Raw genomic sequence first — 15,596 nt, forward strand, 5'->3', positions numbered from 1 at the left:
TAAAAACGTTAACGCCACGGCACAGCCTTATGCTGCAAGGCTCTCCGGCCGACAAGGTGAAGTTTTACGGGAGCCAAGGTGATCTTCTGCGGGAGCTGACGTGATGGGGTTCAGGGAGCTGCGTGAGCCGTTGCAGGAAGGGTCGTGAGCGGATTCGGGATCACAGTAAAACACACGTTTTCCTGAAGGTGAGGGTTTTCGGGGCCACACAGCCGTAGAAGCCGCGCTGTGCCTGACTTCACAGTTTTCTGCCTGTGCAGACATAGGTGAGAATTTGCAGGACCTGCTTCGCGCCCCGATTCTGCCCATCTTTTGGGCAAATTTGGCGAAAGGTGAGGTTCCACGGGACTCCACGGAAATTTGCCGTGAGGATTTGCGGGAAGTGGACGCCATTTTGCACAGCAAAAGTGCTCTCCTGGGCCTGTGATGCCCCAAAGGTGAGACTTTTCGGGAGGGAAATCCGGGTTTTCCTGCCCCGTTCGCCTTAAGGTGAGCTTTTTCGGGGCATGGATCACAGGCTCCGACTTGGCTTACAGGTGAGGTTTTCCGGGAGACGTATTTGCTGAAAAAATGGTCAAAGGTGAGGTTTTTCGGGACCTGTGAGGGGCGGAATTCGTCGAAAAGCCCGCCAGGACTGGAAGAAATCTCGTTTTTGCTGTGCCACTTTTTGGCACAGGTGAGAGTTTTCGGGGGGCGACATACGGTTGTCGTATGAAGGATACCCGTCGAAAGGTGAGGCTTTTCGGGGGCTCCTGGCGATGCACAGCCAAATGCCTTTTGTGCATAAGTATCGGAAGAGATTGGGATTTTTGATACCGCGGCGGTTACGGTGAGATTTTTCGGGAGCCATTTCCGTACCCGTTGCTGTGCCGCATTTTTTCGTTGAGGTGAGTGTTTTCGGGAGTCATTGGCAGCCGGTCGCCCGTGTGTCGGGCCTTCGTCGGCACCCGGATGAATCAACATGCTGTGCTTGAGGTGAGTATTTTCGGGACCGGATACGATCTGCGCGCTGTACAATGCGCGCCCGGCCCGGCCAAATAGGCACTGATCGGGCCGCGCATGCCGGTTTCGACCGCGCTTTTCCATGTGTCGAAGCCAGATCGATATCTCGGCGACCCGCGCCTGTACATGCATACAGGCCGATCGGCACAGTCGGAAAAGGTGCGGTGAGGTGCAATCGCGGCCCTGTGTCGAACTCACGTCTGCGCAGTCGCAAAATTACGACAAATCGAAAGGTGAGCCGATACGGGAGCCAATTTCGCACGTGTCGCGCACAGGTGAAATTCTGTGAATCGGCGCATGCCGCGGCACGTCTGGAAGAGTCCGGAACGCCGCACTGGCGGACCGGTGAGCGTTTTCGGGAGCTGTTCGGGTGAGTGCCGTTTTGCCGGCACGCTTCACCGGCTATGGTGAGCATGTCGTTCTGGACGCACATCACCGCAGGCGCTATCCTTCCGGGAAACTTCTCCTCCGACCCGACGTATGGCCACGACGAAGCGCGCCAAGAAAACCGATGTGGATGTGGTGAGTGCCAGTTCAGCCGAATTGCGAAAGGCCGTCGAGGCGATCGCCATTCAGCCGAAGAGCGGCAAGATCACGCTCCTCACTCGCAAGCTGTTCAATGTCCTGCTGGCCGTCGCGCAGCAGGCCGACGACTCGGGCGATACATATCGCGCGCTGCTGTCGGACATCGTCGCGAACTCCGCTTTCGATTCGAACGACACCGCATTGGTGAAGGAACACCTGCGCCGCATGGTGTCGGTGCAGGTCGAATGGAGCACGGGGACGTCGAGCCAGAAGCCGGGCCGCAAGTGGGGGATCTCCACGCTGATCGCCGATGCGGAAATTCTCGAGGACCCGACCACCCGCCGCGTGTGGGTCGAATTCTCGTTCGCGCCGAAGATCAAGAAGAAGCTGCTCGACCCGGTCCAGTATGCGCGGCTGAGCCTGCAGTTCCAGAGCCAGCTGCGCAGCAGCGCCGGTCTCGCGCTGTACGAGATCTGCGTGCGCTACCTGACGAACCCGAGCCACCTGACGATGCGCGAGCCGTGGGAATGGTGGCGGCCGATCCTGTCGGGCACGCCCGACACGGAAGCCGGCGACGAAGCGAAGCGCGAGTACAAGTACTTCAAGCGCGACTACCTGCGTCCCGCGATCGCGGAAGTCAACGCGGTCACCAACATCTTCGTCGAGCTGATCGAGCACCGCGAAGGGCGTCGGGTGGCCGAGATCCAGTTCCGCGTGACCGAGCGCAAGCAGCCGATGCTCGCGCTCGACGAACACCCGAACGTGTTCGACAGCACGCTGGTCGACCGGATGGTGAAGCTGGGAATCCCGTTGAAGGAAGCGCAGACGCTCTATGCGGACAGCGAGGAAAACCGGATTCGTGCCGCGCTGCAGATGACCGAGCAGCGGATGCGCAGCACGACGCTGCCGCCGGTGCGGAGCGCGCCGGCGCTGTTCAAGGACGCGCTGAAGAAGGGTTATGCGCCGCCGGTGGAGTCGGTCGACGCGCTGCCGGCCGGCACGCCTTCCGCGAAGGTTGCGGCTGCGCAGCCGGACGATCTGAAGGCGCGCTTGCTGAGCGAGTTCGCAGCGTTCCGCCGCAAGGAAGCGAAGGTGCTGTACGAAGAGCAGGGCGACGCGGAGCGCGAAGTGGCGCGCGAGTCGTTCGAGTCGGAGGCGTTGCCGACGATGGGCTCGCATCTGCGCGACGACTGGCGCAAGCGCGGCCTCGATTCCAAGCTGGCCGAGACGGCCTTTTTCGACTGGCTGGCCCAGAAGACCTGGGGCGAGCCGACGGACGGTGACCTGCTGTCGTTCACGCTGAACCAGTCGCGGGCCGCTTGAGGCCCGCTCAGGCCCGCTGACGGGCCACCGCCGGTCCCCACCCCTGATCGGGCAGGGCCGGCGGCCTCACCAGGCCTTGCCGGCCGTTTCCCTTACTCCGACAACAGCATTCGCTCGAGCTGCTCGAGGATCGCGTCGCGCTTGTCCTTCGGGAGGCCACGCAGGCGCAGTTCGATGCGGTCTTCGCCATACGACTTCAGGTCGCCGACCGACTTGCCGCCAAGCTTGATCTCGAGACGCTGCGCATAGCGCTGACGGCCCGCGGCCTTCGGCGTCTCCTGTGCCGCGACGCGGCCCTTGACGATGTCCGACACCTGGCGTGTGCTGAGATCGTCCGACACGATCTTGTTGATCAGTCGCAGCGTGGCCTCGGTGCCGCGCGCATTGTGATAGCGACCGACCTGATACGCCATGTTCGACCCGAAGCGATCGGGACGCGCGACCATTTCCTGCATGATCGCTTCCGGCAACTTGCCGATCGACAGCGCGACGGCCACCGTCGACTCGTCGAGGCCGAGATGCTCGGAGAGCTCCTTCTGGCTCTGGAAATGCTTGTCGTCGAGGAAGCGGCGCCACACGACCGCGTTGTCGAACACCGTCTGCGAATCGCGCTGAACGTTGAGGTCGTAGCCGAGCTTGTAGCTCTGGATGCCGATCGGCACGTCGATCACGATCGCCTTGACCGACTCCTTGTTCGCTTCCTTCAGCGCCCGCACGCGGCGGCCACCATCGCTGACGAAATACGTGCCCGGATTGTCGTAATCCGGAATCACGTGGATCGCCTGCTGCTGCCCCTGCTTCGCAAGGTTGACCGCGAGTTCGGCAATCGACGATTTCAGATAGAAGTGCCGCGGGTTGAACGGGCTGTGCTTGATGGCCTTCAGCGGCAGTTCGATCACCTGCCCGGGCGCATAGCGATTCTCGAGGCGCCACGCGCGGTATTGCGGCGATTCGTCGATGGACGGATCGATCGCGAATGCCGGAGCAGGCGGCGGTGCGATGTCCTTCTTCGCGGATTTGGTCGGCACCGGGGTCGGCGTCTCGGACTTGACGATGCCGTCGATCGCATTGAGCCGATCAAGCGCGGTGCGCTTCTCGCTCGTCGTGATATCCGGGCGCGCTTGGAATCCTTTGGCGAATTGGGAGGGTTTCATGTGACTCCTTTATGCGCATAAAGTCAGGGCAGCATGGCGACGATTTCGTCGGCACATGCGCGAATTTCGGCGGCGGCCAGCTTGCCGCCGCGATCGTTCATTTGCAGCACGGTCTGACCGAGCGCCATCGCCTGCTTGTACGCTTCCCGAGTCGGGATCTGCGTCTTCAGCAGCGGGAAGCCGAGTTCTTCGAGTGCACGCTTGAGCTCGCGGGTCAGCATGCGCTTCTCTTCGGTCTTGTTCAGCAGGAAGACCGCGCGGAGGTCTTCGTTCATCACCTGCGCCTGCTGAATCAGTTTGACCAGCCCGACGCTCGACCAGTAATCGGCCGGCGACGACGATGTCGGGATCACGGCAATCGAGGCGGCCAGCAGGACGACGCCGGACACTTTCTCGGTGATCGACGGCGGGCAGTCCACGACGATGATGTCGTAGTCGTTGATGAACTTCTTGATCTCGCGATGGATCTGGCCGTCGGCTTCGGCAAGATTGACGACCGGAAACGGGATGCCGTTGTCGCTGTCGCCGGATGCGCTCGACCAGTGAACCAGCGTGTTTTGACGGTCTGCGTCGATGACGAGGACGCGCTTCCCTTTTTCATGGAACGCGGCGCCGAGATGCATGGCAATCGTGCTTTTGCCGACGCCACCTTTTTGTTGAGTGACTGCAATGATTTCCGCGGCCAATTTTCACTCCTGTTTTGGTCGTTGGAATTCTACAGGACGATATTTGAATTTCAATGAAATTGTCGTTCAACAACTACGCGTTGGCCATTCGGACTATCGGTTTATGCGCATAAACGGCGTGATGGAAATTGGATTGCCGGTTAGGACGGCGTGTAGGAGATGGCGAGACTGATGTAGAGCGGTCGATGCAGTGCTCGATGGTGGATCTCTTGTGCTCCAACGCCGGGGCGGTTCGTCGCGGCGATGTCTCGGTGTGCTGCCCTCTCGCTGGACGCGGCGAGTGGCCGGCGAGCCGGAAGTTTGTGCGCATAAAGTCCGCGGCGGTCGGGGTGATCGACTTCGTGGCTGGAGCGCTCGGGATTCGCCACAGAGAAGTGTGTTCTGCTGGCCGGAGTCAGATGCACGGCCCCGAGGCACGTCGTTGAACGTGTATGCATCGAGGCAACGTTCCGTTTGCCCGCAGCGTTTATGCGCATAAACCGGACGCAACGATGACCTACGATGGAGGGGAAGGCAGAGACCTGGCCTACGTCAGGCGCGCAATGATGTTGGGACGATAGCCTATCGATACGACCGTCGTCCGGTGCCGTATCCCTGTCGACATACGTCAATGCCTGGAGCCGCACCTCACCTCGCAGGCTTTATGCGCATAAGCGACCCGAAGTGTCCCGCGATCCCCGCGCTCTTTTTGCCGCCCGAGACAGCCCTCACGAGACATCAGGCGGGCTAACCGCCGCTCTCTAGTCTCCATGAAGCCGTTGCCTGCCCGCACTTTATGCGCATAAACAACCACTCGCTGAGGTGTGTCTCACGACATCAAACACTCACCCTCTCGCGATCACGGCGCATCACTAAACCGAACCGCGCCAGCGACCGACTGCCACGAGGAAGGCCACACGATCTCAGCTGCCCCACCCGCCGAGCCTCCCATGCAGACTGGCTACAATACAGGGCTCCACCATCCAGGCTTGAATGATGATCACGATCTACCACAACCCCCGATGCTCGAAGTCCCGCGAGACGCTTGCGTTGGTCGAGTCGCTGAATACGGCCGGCGTGCCGCTGAACGTCGTCGAGTATCTGAAGACGCCGCCGACAGTCGAGGACCTGGAAACGCTGCATCGGCAACTCGGCCGCCCGGTTCGCGACATGCTGCGCGACGGCGAGGAGCCGTACCAGACGCTGAACCTTGCCCGCGCGGACCTGACCGACGCTGAAGCCTACGCGGCGATCGTCGCTCATCCGATCCTGCTGCAACGCCCCATCGTCGTGTACCGCGGCAAGGCGGCTATCGGTCGTCCGCCCGAGTCGGTGAAGGCGCTGTTCGAATAATTCTTGTCCGGCGTATTTTTCTTATTGCATCAACGCGGCCTGACTCAGCCCTGCACACGTAAACGTAACGGCAATCCAGACCGACACGACCGTCAGGCCGCACGCGCCGCCAGCCGTCCCCGGAACGATATGTCGCCACCGCGGCGTCTAGCCTTTACCGGAAGACGACCCATCATCATCGTCCGGCTCCCGCCCCGCCGCCGCCTTCGCGGCCATCCGCAACAGCGAGATCTGCCCGCGATAGGCGCGGCATCCGCTGCAGGTCGGCAGATGCACGCGCACCTGCAGGCGCTCGTGCAGCGTCAGATGCCGATCGAGCGCATCCGACAGCAGGCGTGTCACGTCAGTACATTTCCCCGGCAGCATCTTCGGTCGTCAGTCCTTTTTCGCTCAGGCAGGTTCGCAGGCGCGTGCGCGCCCGGTACAGCAGCACGCTGCAATGATTCGTCGTCAACGTCAATTCGTTGCAGATGTCCGCGATCTCGACATCGAGGAATTCGCGCATCATGAACACGCGTCCGATCTGCTCCGGCAGATGGTCGAGGCAGACCTGGAACAGCGTCCAGAACTGCTGTTGCTGCAACAGCGTGTCGGGCTTCGGCCACGGTCGCGGTTTCGCATGCGCGGCCCAGTGTCCATTGTCCTTGAACAATTCGCGATCGAGGATCGATTCGCCGTCGAGCTCGGCATCGAGCGCGGTCAGGCTCACCATCCGCTGCCGTGCGCGCAGCACGTCGATCAGCTTGTTGCGCAGGATGCCGAACACCCAGGTTTTGTGGGCCGACAGCCCGGCGAACTCGCCGGCATGCGACCACGCGGCAGCCAGCGCTTCCTGCACGGCGTCTTCGGCTGCGTCGGCATCGCGGAGCTGGAGTCGAGCGAAGCGCAGCAGGTCGTGCCGCAGTTGCGCGAGATAGGCGGGGTCGTCGTGTGCGGACAGCATGAGTGAATGGCGGTGTCTCGAAGCGATCGCGCGTGCGTCACGGAGCGGACGCATCGCGGTGCGTGCAGCTTACTGGGCGCGGTCTTCGCCTGCAACGCAATGTTCCGTCACGAATTCACGGAACCGGCTGCCGCGCTGCGCTATGCTTGCCGAACCCCGTCTCGCGCGTCGCCGGCGATGCGCGTCGGGCAATCTGTAACGTCAGAACATAACGGTCGAGTTATCCACAATTTCTGTGGAAAACCTTGTGGAAAGTCGGCCGGACGGCCCCGTGGGACGGCTCGCGGGCTGGCTTGCCTATAAACAGACCTTTGTCGCCCATTCGGAAGCAATCGATCCGATTCCTCACTCACCGGAAGGAGAATGTCATGTCCTATCGTATTGCGGTCGTCGTCGGCAGCCTGCGTCGCGCTTCGACCAACCGCGCGCTCGCGCACGCCGTGATCTCGCTCGCCCCCGCCGATTTTTCGTTCGAGTTCGTCGAGATCGGCGAGCTGCCGCTGTACAGCCAGGACTACGACGCGGATTTCCCGGAAGTCGCGAAACGCTTCAAGCAGTCGATCGAAGCCGCCGACGCGCTGCTGTTCGTCACGCCCGAGTACAACCGGTCGATTCCCGGCGTCCTGAAGAATGCGCTTGACTGGGGCTCGCGCCCGTGGGGTTCCAACTCGTGGTCGGGCAAGCCGGGCGCGGTGCTCGGCACGTCGCCGGGCGCGGTGGGTACCGCGCTCGCGCAGCAGCACCTGCGCAACGTGCTCGCGTACCTCGACGTGAAGACGCTCGGTCAGCCCGAGATGTTCATCAAGCACGACCCGGCGCGCATCGACGACCAGGGGCAGATCGTCAGCGAGGACACCCGCAAGTTCCTGCAGGGCTTCGTCGATCGCTACGCGAGCTGGGTGCGCCTGCTGAAATCGGCCTGACCTCGTTGGCCTGATCGCCGCCGCGCGTGCTCACGCCGTCGCGGCGGCGCCGCCCCCCCAACCAAGAGCGGATCACGCGCCGGCGTGTCGTGCGTCGCGCGCTTCGCGGATGCCCAGCAGGATCTCGTCGAGCAGCGCGATGTCGAACGGCTTCGACAGCACGCGGACGTTGACGGTGCGCGTACGGTCGAGCTCCTCCGCATAACCCGTGACGAGAATCACGGGCAGCTTCCCCGGCCGCTTTTCGACCGCTTCTGCCAGGTCGATGCCGTTCAGGCGGCCTGGCATGTGGATATCCGAAATCACGAGATCGAACGCGTCGTTCGCTGCGGTGCCCTCGATCAGGCGCAACGCATCGTCGGCGGTGGGCGCATAGGTCACGCGATGACCGAGCAGCGACAGCAGCGCTTCCGTGCCGGCCGCGACTTCGTCGTTGTCCTCGACCAGCAGCACGTGCAGACCGGCGAGCGCGCCGTTGCCCCCCTCGTGCGCGACGGCTGCCGGCCGCGCGACGACGTCCTCGGCCCGCGCGCGCGGCAGGTACAGACGCACCGACGTCCCCGCGCCGACCGCGCTGTCGATCGTCGCGAGGCCGCCCGAGCGTTCGCAGAACGCGAATACCTGCGGCAGGCCGAGCCCCGTCCCCATCCCCTGCGCCTTCGTCGTGAACAGCGGTTCGAACGCACGGGCGAGCACGTCGGGCGCCATGCCCGAACCCGTGTCGTCGAGCGAGATCTGCACGAAGTCGCCGGTCAGCGGGAAGCCGTCCTCGCGGCGCAGCGTGACGTTGCGTGCGCCGACCGTGAAGCGTCCGCCGGTTGCCATCGCATCGCGCGCGTTGACCGCGAGGTTGATCACCGCGAGCTCGAGCTCCGCGACATCGACGCGAATCGGCCAGACGCCCGGCTCGATCGCGACGACCAGCGACGACTTCGACCCGAGCGACGTCTTCAGCAGTTCGCGGCACGTGCCGAGCCATTGCCCGATGTCGATCGTCTCGTTGTGCAGCGGCTGCTTGCGCGCGACGCCGAGCAGCTGGCGCGTGAGCGACTGGCCGTTCTTCAGCGCGCGCTCGATCGCGCCGAGCTCCTTGTCGAGATGCTGGACCCCGCGTCGCCGCGCGATCTGCACGTTGCTCGAGATGATCATCAACAGGTTGTTGAAGTCGTGCGCGACGCTGCCGACGAGATTGCCGAGCGCCTGCATCTTGCGCGACTGCCGGTACGCCGATTCGATCGAGCGCCGCATCGACGCTTCGGCCTGCCAGCGGTCCCACGCTTCCTCTTCCGCCTTCAGCCGCTTGAGCGACAGCCAGATCACGGACCACAGCGCGACCGACGGCGCGAACATCGAGATGAACAGCACGCTCAGGTGTTCGTACCATTCATGCCAGATCGCCGACGTGCGGTACGCGCAGGTCACGTAGACGGGATAGCTGCCGACCTGGCGATACGCGACGATCTCGCTGCTCGCGCCGTCGTGGCCCACGCGCACCACGCCCGCGCGCGGATCGTTGCGCGGGTTGCCGAACGTGACCGAGCGATCGGTGTGCGCGAGCGACGGCGGCGGCGGATACGACGCGATCACCGCGCCGTCCGAGCGCGCGAGCGCCATCGTCATCGGCGTGCTCGCGCCGCCGAGCAGGTCGCGGTAGAACGCATTGAAATACGACGACTTCAGCGCGATCGACACCATGCCGGCGAACGAACCGTCGCTATGGCGTCGCGCGACGCCCGTGTTGAAGACGGGAATGTTCTCGAGCTTGAGCGGCCCCATCATCAGCCGCGAGATGTGTTCGATGACCTTGCCGTCGCGGATGCCGGCGAAATCGTCGCGGTTCGCGATCGACGCGTATGGCGCCGGATAGTAGAGACTGTTGGCGAGCAGCATCCCGCTCGCGCCGAAGATCGACACGGCGGCCACCTGCGGATAGCCGCCGCCGATCGTGTTCAGCGCTTCATGGATGTCGGACTCCTTGCTGCGCACGGTCGCGTCGTCCATGTCCTGCACGAGGTCGACGATGCGCGCATCGAGCGTTTCGCTCAGGTCGAATACCTTGAGCGCGTGTTCCTCGGCGACCCGCACCGTGCGCATCGTCACGTCGCTCGCGGCGGCCTCGCGCGCCTTCAGGTCGTTGTACGCCATCACCACCACGTAGATGCACGGCAGCACGATCGCCGCGACGAGCAGCACGATCAGCGTCACGCGGCGCACCGCGAAATCGTGCTCGGGTGCGCCGGACGCGTAGCTGCCGTCATCCTGCCAGTCGTCGGCGGGAGAAGGGGCGGGGGCGCGGGAGTCGGCAGGCCGTTCGGACGTCATCGAGGAAAGCGGGTGAGGCAGAGGTGTCTGCCATCATAAACGAGTTGCGGTGGCCCGCCGTGCGGTGCCGTACGGGCGCAAACCTGTCGTATATGACAGAGGTAAACCGTCAGATTGAAAACGCGACGAATCCGGCAGCGCAAACGTACACAAGGAAAAATTTTGCGTGCTTATCTCGAAAATGGTCGCGGCTGTTTTCGGAATCACGCGCGATCGGACCGATTCTGTTCGAAATGGTGAAAATGGCGAGTTGCATCGCCTCCGGTTTACTCCGAGAATCGCGCCTTGCTTTCCCTATGACAGATACATGCGCCCGTCGGCGATTGCCGCGCGGTGCGTCGCGCGCACCTGCGTCGCGGCGCCCGTGCCTGGTCGCAAGGCGGTTGGCCGCGCCCGAAACGCAAGGCACTAAAGAAGAGCGCCGCGCGGTCGTTAACGCGAGAGAGACCATTCCGTATACCGCATCGCCCCATGCCTTTGCCGATTGTAATTGCCGACGATTCGCTGCTCGCTCGCAAACTTCTGACAAAGGCGCTGCCGGGAGACTGGGACGTTGACGTCGCGTATGCAGCGAATGGTCGCGAGGCCTTGGCGCTCTATCGTGACGGCAAAGCTTCCGTGATGTTTCTGGACCTGACGATGCCCGACATGAGCGGATATCAGGTCCTGGAAACACTGCGCCACGAAGATCTGAACACGTTCGTGATCGTGGTATCCGCCGATATCCAGCCGCAGGCGCAAGCACGCGTGCGTGAATTGGGCGCGATCGCATTCGTTGCCAAGCCCGTGACGTCGGAGGCATTGCTGCCCATTCTCAAGGAGTATGGGTTGTATGCCTGAATCGGTGTTCACGGCGGAGCAACGCGACGCGTTGCAGGAAATCGCCAACCTTGCAATGGGCCGCGCCGCCGCGCGGCTTGCGTTGTTGCTCGGGCATTTCATCGAGCTGTCGGTGCCGCGCGTGCGCGTCGTGAAAGCGGCCGACGCGGGCGACGCGCTGCGCGAGATGACGGGCATCCACGACAACGTGACTGCCGTGCGCCAGGGCTTCCGTTCCGACATCAAGGGCGAGGCGATCGTGCTGTGCCGCACGGCGGGTGTCGCGCGGCTCATGTCGGTCGTCGACCGTACCTTCGGCGACGGCGTGTACGGCGGGATGGCGACGCCGGACGAGATCGTGTTCGACGTCGCGAACGTGCTGATGGGCGCCTGCGTCGCGTCGATCCTCGACGAACTCGGCCGCAAGCCCGTGTTCTTTCCGCCGGGGCTGCTCGGTGCGAACGTGTCGTTCGACGACGTCTTCCAGCCGAACGAACTGGGGTGGAGCGTCGCGCTGCTGCTCGAGGTGAACTTCGGGCTCGAGGACCATACGTTCCGCGCACATTTCGTGATGCTGATGGCCGAGGATTCGATCCGCCTGATGGGCGACGCGCTCGACGCGTTGCTGTCCGCGCTATGACGGCCGCCGCCCCGTCGCTGAGCGACCTCGTGATCGAGCGGGTCGGCTTCGGCCTGTTCGTGCTCGACCGTTCGATGACCGTCCTGATGTGGAATCGCTTCATGCAGGACCACAGCGGCATCCCGGCCGCCGACGTGATCGGCCGCAACATCTTCGACTGCTTTCCGGACCTGCCGCGCGCGTGGCTGTCGCGCAAGCTCGAGAGCGTGTTCCAGCTGGGCAGCTTCGCGTTCAGCTCGTGGGAGCAGCGGCCCTATCTGTTCCGCTTCGAGCACGACCGGCCGATCACGGGCGGCGTCGACTACATGCAGCAGGACTGCACGTTCATGCCGCTCACGCGCGGCCGCGACGTCGAGGCCGTGTGCGTGACGATCTCGGACGTCACGCACGTGAGCGTGATGCAACGAGAGCGCGAGGAAGCGGTCGCGAAGCTGCGCGAACACGCGAACCGCGACGGGCTGACCGGCATCGCGAACCGGCGCTTCTTCGAGGCGCGGCTCGGCGACGAATTCGCGCGCTGGCAGCGCTACGGCGGCGACCTGTCGGTGCTGCTGTTCGACCTCGACCACTTCAAGACGATCAACGACCGCTTCGGGCATGCGGCGGGCGACGCCGTGCTGCGCGAGACCGCGCGCCGCGTCGCGTCGATCGTGCGCGCGCAGGATACGTTCGGGCGTTTCGGCGGCGAGGAATTCGCGCTGCTGCTGCCGTGCACGAATCTCGACGAGGCGATGCGGGTGGCCGACAAGGTGCGCGAGGCGATCGGCAGCATGCCGGTCGATGCCGAGGGCGTCAGCGTGCCGGTCACGGCGAGCGTCGGCGGCACCTGCGCGAAAGCCGGCGCGCTGACCTGCGACGTACTCGTCAACGAGGCCGACGCCGCGCTCTATCGTGCGAAGCGGCTCGGGCGCGATCGGTCGGTCGCGTACGCTGACTGACCGCGCCCGCCCCGCTCAGCTTTTCGCGATGTCGGCGAGCACGCCGGCCAGCACGGCCGGCTGCGACACGAACGGCGAATGGCTGCTGTCGAGCTGGTGCACGTGGGTCGGGTTGCCGGGCGCGAACGCGTCGGCTTCGTCGATGAAGCGCTGCTGCAGCGCGGGCAGGATCACGCGATCCTGCAGGCACTTGACGTAGTGACGGTCGATCGCACCCCAGCGGGCGGCGGTCGTCGGGATCGCGGTCGCGAACGGCGCGGCCGGCACGTCGCAGCTCATCAGGTTCGCGACCGCATCGAAGTCGGCCTGCGGCACGTCTTCGTACAGCGCGCGCTTCATCAGTTCGCGATACGCGGCATCGCCGCTGTGCGGATCGACGCGCAGCGCACCGGCCACGCGCGGGCTCGCGAGCATCAGCGGGCCGAGCAGCTCGCCCTTGTTTTCCGGCGCGCGCACGTAGTCGAGGCCCGGCACGCCCGACGCGGGCATGAAGGCCGCGAGATAGACGATCTTCGCGATCTTTTCCGGCGCACGTTCGGCTGCCGCCGTGATCGCGAGGCCGCCCATGCTGTGCCCGACCAGCACGACCTTGCCGCGGCCGAGCGCGTACGCGTCGTCGACGGCCTGCATCACCTGCGTCGCGTAGTCGTCGAGCGTCGTGTTCGCGACCGGCGACGGCTCGGCGCCGAACGCGTCCTTGTCGAGCGGCCGGGCGAGGTACGACGCGGGAAAGCGCGCATGGATGCCGTGCGCGGGCAGGTCGCGCGCGATCGACAGGTAGCCGCGCGCGGCCAGCGCGGCCGCCACGTGGGCGTAGCACCACGCGCCATGCCACGCGCCGTGCACGAGCACGAAAACGGGATGATCGGACTGCGGGGTGGCGTTGTCGTTCGTCTCCATGGTGTCCGTATTTTTCGAGAAAGGTGTCATCTTAGACGAACCGGCCGCCATCGAAACGCGATCGCGCGGCGCGTTTCCCGGGCGGCAACGATCCGTCCCTTTGTGTCGCGCAGGCCACATTTCGTCGGTATCCGATTTGAATTTGTGCCGAAGCGCGCTAATTTGTTGCTTTGCCTGCGATTGCGCCCCATGAACGTCGACTATCTCTTCTACCGGAAGCCGAACAAACCCGGCCCCTATTCGCTCGACGACCTCGGCGACATCGCGCCGCCGATCGGCCCGGGCGACCTGGTGCGCGCGGGCATCGCGCGCGTATTCGAGCAGATCGACTGGCAGGAATCGCCCGACGTGCCGGGCGCGTGGTTCGGTACGGGCGGCGCGGTTTTCCAGTTCACCGCCGAACCCGACGGCCGCGTGACGAGCTTCATGGGCTCGCGCCTCGAGCGCCGCTCGATGCTGCAGCTCACACGCGAAATGGGGCTCATCGCACTCGATCTGCAGCGCGACATCGTCTACGGCTGACGCGTCGCGCGAGGCCCGTTCGCCGAGGCCGGCCGCGCCGCCCTCTCCAGGGCGCTCAACACCCCGCCACACATGGCGCGTGTCCGCCATCGAACTTCAAAGATTGCTATACTTTCGGCCAATTCCGGCTTCCGGCCGGTAATTTGTGCCTGTCTGCGTCGATCGTTCGCCTATCCCGCACGCATTCGACGCCCTGACCATCCCTGCCGGGCATGGCTTCTTCAATCGCCCCGCGTGGGTGTCTCCGTGGAGCTCGTCTTGGCCGTTTCCCATTCCGTCGTGGACGAACAAGAAACCGACGCCGCTGCCGTCACATCGGGCAGTTCTTTCTATCTGGCGATGCGCATCCTGCCGGCCGTGCAGCGCGATGCGATGTTCCAGGTCTACGCGTTTTGCCGCGCGGTCGACGACATCGCCGACAGCGACCTGCCGCGCGCCGAGCGCAACGCGGGCTTGAATCGCTGGCGCGCGGACATCGACGCCTGCTTCGCCGGTCGGCCGCCGCGCCACCTGGTCGCGCTCGATCGCGAGATCCGCGCGTTCAACCTGCAGCGCGACGATTTCCACGCGATGATCGACGGAATGGCGATGGACGCGGCCGAAGATATCTGCGCGCCCGACGAGCCGACGCTCGACCTCTTCTGCGATCGCGTGGCGAGCGCGGCCGGCCGGCTATCGGTGAGGATCTTCGGGATGCCGGAAGCCGAAGGGATCGCGCTGTCGCACCACCTGGGCCGCGCGCTGCAACTGACGAACATCCTGCGCGACATCGACGACGACGCGGCGATCAACCGGTGCTACCTGCCGCGCGAGCTGCTCGCGCGCGAAGGCATCGCGATCACCGATCCGGCGACGATCGTGCGCGATCCGGCGCTGCCGCGCGTGTGCGCGACGCTCGTCGAGCGCGCGCTCGAGCACTTCTGCCAGGCCGATGCGGTGATGGACACCTGCCCGCGTGCGCAGGTGAAGGCGCCGCGCATCATGTCGGGCGCGTATCGCTGCATTCTCGAGGCCGCGATCGCACGCGGCTTTGCCGCGCCGCGCGCGCCGCTGCGCAAGCCGAAGGCGCGCATGCTGATGATCGCCGCGCGCTACGCGCTGTTCTGAGTCGACCGAGGCGATGCCCAGAACCGTCCACGTGATCGGCGCAGGACTCGCGGGCCTGTCTGCCGCGGTCGAGCTGCAACGTCGCGGGCGCCGCATCGTGTTGCACGACGCGCATGCACACGCGGGCGGCCGCTGCCGCTCGTGGTTCGACGGGACGCTGAACACGACGCTCGACAGCGGGCTGCATACGGTTTTCGCGGGGCAGCCCGCGACGCAGCGCTACCTGCGCGCGATCGGCGCGGCCGATCAACTCGCGGGGCCCGCGCTGGCTGAATGCCCGGTCGTGGACGTCGCGTCGCAGCAGCGCTGGACGCTGCGCTTCGGCAACGGCCGCTGGCCGTCGTGGCTGTTCGATGCCGCGTCGCGCGCGCCGGGCACGACGCCGCTCGACTACCTCGCGCTCGCCCCGCTCGCGTTCGCCCGCACGGGCCGCTCGCTCGCGCAGACGATGCGATGCGAC

15 protein-coding genes are annotated in these 15,596 nt (G+C 64.7%); 9 read left to right on the forward strand and 6 right to left on the reverse strand.

What is annotated here, in order from left to right; translation table 11 throughout:
* The first annotated feature begins 1,482 nt into the window (after positions 1 to 1,482).
* Positions 1,483 to 2,850, forward strand: a complete 1,368-nt coding sequence (locus tag JMF86_RS27490) for a replication initiation protein (protein WP_006480193.1) — start codon at positions 1,483 to 1,485, stop codon at positions 2,848 to 2,850.
* Between the two features lie 92 nt (positions 2,851 to 2,942).
* On the opposite strand, the gene JMF86_RS27495 is transcribed toward JMF86_RS27490, so the two are convergent.
* The gene (locus JMF86_RS27495; RefSeq protein ID WP_011548753.1) at positions 2,943 to 4,004 is read right to left on the reverse strand and encodes a ParB/RepB/Spo0J family partition protein; all 1,062 of its coding nucleotides are present in this window, start codon (positions 4,002 to 4,004) and stop codon (positions 2,943 to 2,945) included.
* Between the two features lie 23 nt (positions 4,005 to 4,027).
* On the reverse strand, positions 4,028 to 4,690 hold the full coding sequence (gene parA, locus JMF86_RS27500) for a ParA family partition ATPase (RefSeq protein ID WP_006480195.1): 663 nt from the start codon (positions 4,688 to 4,690) through the stop codon (positions 4,028 to 4,030).
* A 975-nt stretch (positions 4,691 to 5,665) separates the two neighbouring features.
* Here parA and arsC point away from each other — a divergent pair.
* Positions 5,666 to 6,022, forward strand: a complete 357-nt coding sequence (gene arsC / locus JMF86_RS27505; RefSeq protein WP_041489445.1) for an arsenate reductase (glutaredoxin) — start codon at positions 5,666 to 5,668, stop codon at positions 6,020 to 6,022.
* A 147-nt stretch (positions 6,023 to 6,169) separates the two neighbouring features.
* Here the strand turns inward: arsC and JMF86_RS27510 are convergent, their stop codons facing one another.
* On the reverse strand, positions 6,170 to 6,388 hold the full coding sequence (locus JMF86_RS27510; RefSeq protein WP_011548755.1) for a zf-HC2 domain-containing protein: 219 nt from the start codon (positions 6,386 to 6,388) through the stop codon (positions 6,170 to 6,172).
* Entirely contained in the window at positions 6,366 to 6,965 is a 600-nt protein-coding gene (locus JMF86_RS27515) for an RNA polymerase factor sigma-70 (RefSeq protein WP_041489655.1), read from the reverse strand. The genes JMF86_RS27510 and JMF86_RS27515 overlap by 23 nt, the downstream gene beginning before the upstream one ends.
* Before the next feature lie 368 nt (positions 6,966 to 7,333).
* Between JMF86_RS27515 and JMF86_RS27520 the strand changes: the two genes are divergently transcribed.
* Positions 7,334 to 7,888 (forward strand): NADPH-dependent FMN reductase, encoded by a 555-nt coding sequence (locus JMF86_RS27520; protein ID WP_006480199.1) that lies wholly within the window; start codon positions 7,334 to 7,336, stop codon positions 7,886 to 7,888.
* Between the two features lie 72 nt (positions 7,889 to 7,960).
* Here the strand turns inward: JMF86_RS27520 and JMF86_RS27525 are convergent, their stop codons facing one another.
* Complete coding sequence (locus JMF86_RS27525; protein WP_011548757.1) at positions 7,961 to 10,210, reverse strand: hybrid sensor histidine kinase/response regulator; 2,250 nt, start codon at positions 10,208 to 10,210, stop codon at positions 7,961 to 7,963.
* 471 nt (positions 10,211 to 10,681) lie between these two features.
* Here JMF86_RS27525 and JMF86_RS27530 point away from each other — a divergent pair, with 471 nt between their 5' ends.
* The 3 genes from JMF86_RS27530 to JMF86_RS27540 are packed head-to-tail and all read left to right on the forward strand — an operon-like array spanning position 10,682 to position 12,607.
* A complete protein-coding gene (locus tag JMF86_RS27530; protein ID WP_011548759.1) occupies positions 10,682 to 11,050 on the forward strand; it encodes a response regulator in 369 nt (122 codons plus the stop codon).
* Complete coding sequence (locus JMF86_RS27535; protein ID WP_011548760.1) at positions 11,043 to 11,669, forward strand: chemotaxis protein CheC; 627 nt, start codon at positions 11,043 to 11,045, stop codon at positions 11,667 to 11,669. Before JMF86_RS27530 ends, JMF86_RS27535 begins: the two co-directional genes overlap by 8 nt.
* Positions 11,666 to 12,607: a GGDEF domain-containing protein gene (locus JMF86_RS27540; protein ID WP_011548761.1), complete on the forward strand. Its 942-nt coding sequence runs from the start codon at positions 11,666 to 11,668 to the stop codon at positions 12,605 to 12,607. Before JMF86_RS27535 ends, JMF86_RS27540 begins: the two co-directional genes overlap by 4 nt.
* Before the next feature lie 15 nt (positions 12,608 to 12,622).
* On the opposite strand, the gene JMF86_RS27545 is transcribed toward JMF86_RS27540, so the two are convergent.
* Positions 12,623 to 13,507, reverse strand: coding sequence for an alpha/beta fold hydrolase (locus JMF86_RS27545; protein WP_011694908.1), 885 nt, complete (start codon positions 13,505 to 13,507; stop codon positions 12,623 to 12,625).
* 189 nt (positions 13,508 to 13,696) lie between these two features.
* Between JMF86_RS27545 and JMF86_RS27550 the strand changes: the two genes are divergently transcribed.
* The 3 genes from JMF86_RS27550 to JMF86_RS27560 form a co-directional block, all read left to right on the forward strand.
* Complete coding sequence (locus tag JMF86_RS27550) at positions 13,697 to 14,029, forward strand: hypothetical protein (protein ID WP_006480205.1); 333 nt, start codon at positions 13,697 to 13,699, stop codon at positions 14,027 to 14,029.
* A 258-nt stretch (positions 14,030 to 14,287) separates the two neighbouring features.
* Positions 14,288 to 15,136 carry a presqualene diphosphate synthase HpnD gene (hpnD, locus tag JMF86_RS27555; RefSeq protein ID WP_041489446.1) on the forward strand — a complete coding sequence of 283 codons (849 nt, stop codon included), beginning with the start codon at positions 14,288 to 14,290 and terminating at the stop codon, positions 15,134 to 15,136.
* Between the two features lie 13 nt (positions 15,137 to 15,149).
* On the forward strand, positions 15,150 to 15,596 hold a 447-nt coding region (locus tag JMF86_RS27560; RefSeq protein ID WP_201317179.1), incomplete at its 3' end, for an FAD/NAD(P)-binding protein.

It is taken from the genome of Burkholderia sp. E168m15, assembly GCF_016586105.1.
GTDB classification, from domain to species: Bacteria; Pseudomonadota; Gammaproteobacteria; order Burkholderiales; family Burkholderiaceae; genus Burkholderia; species Burkholderia orbicola.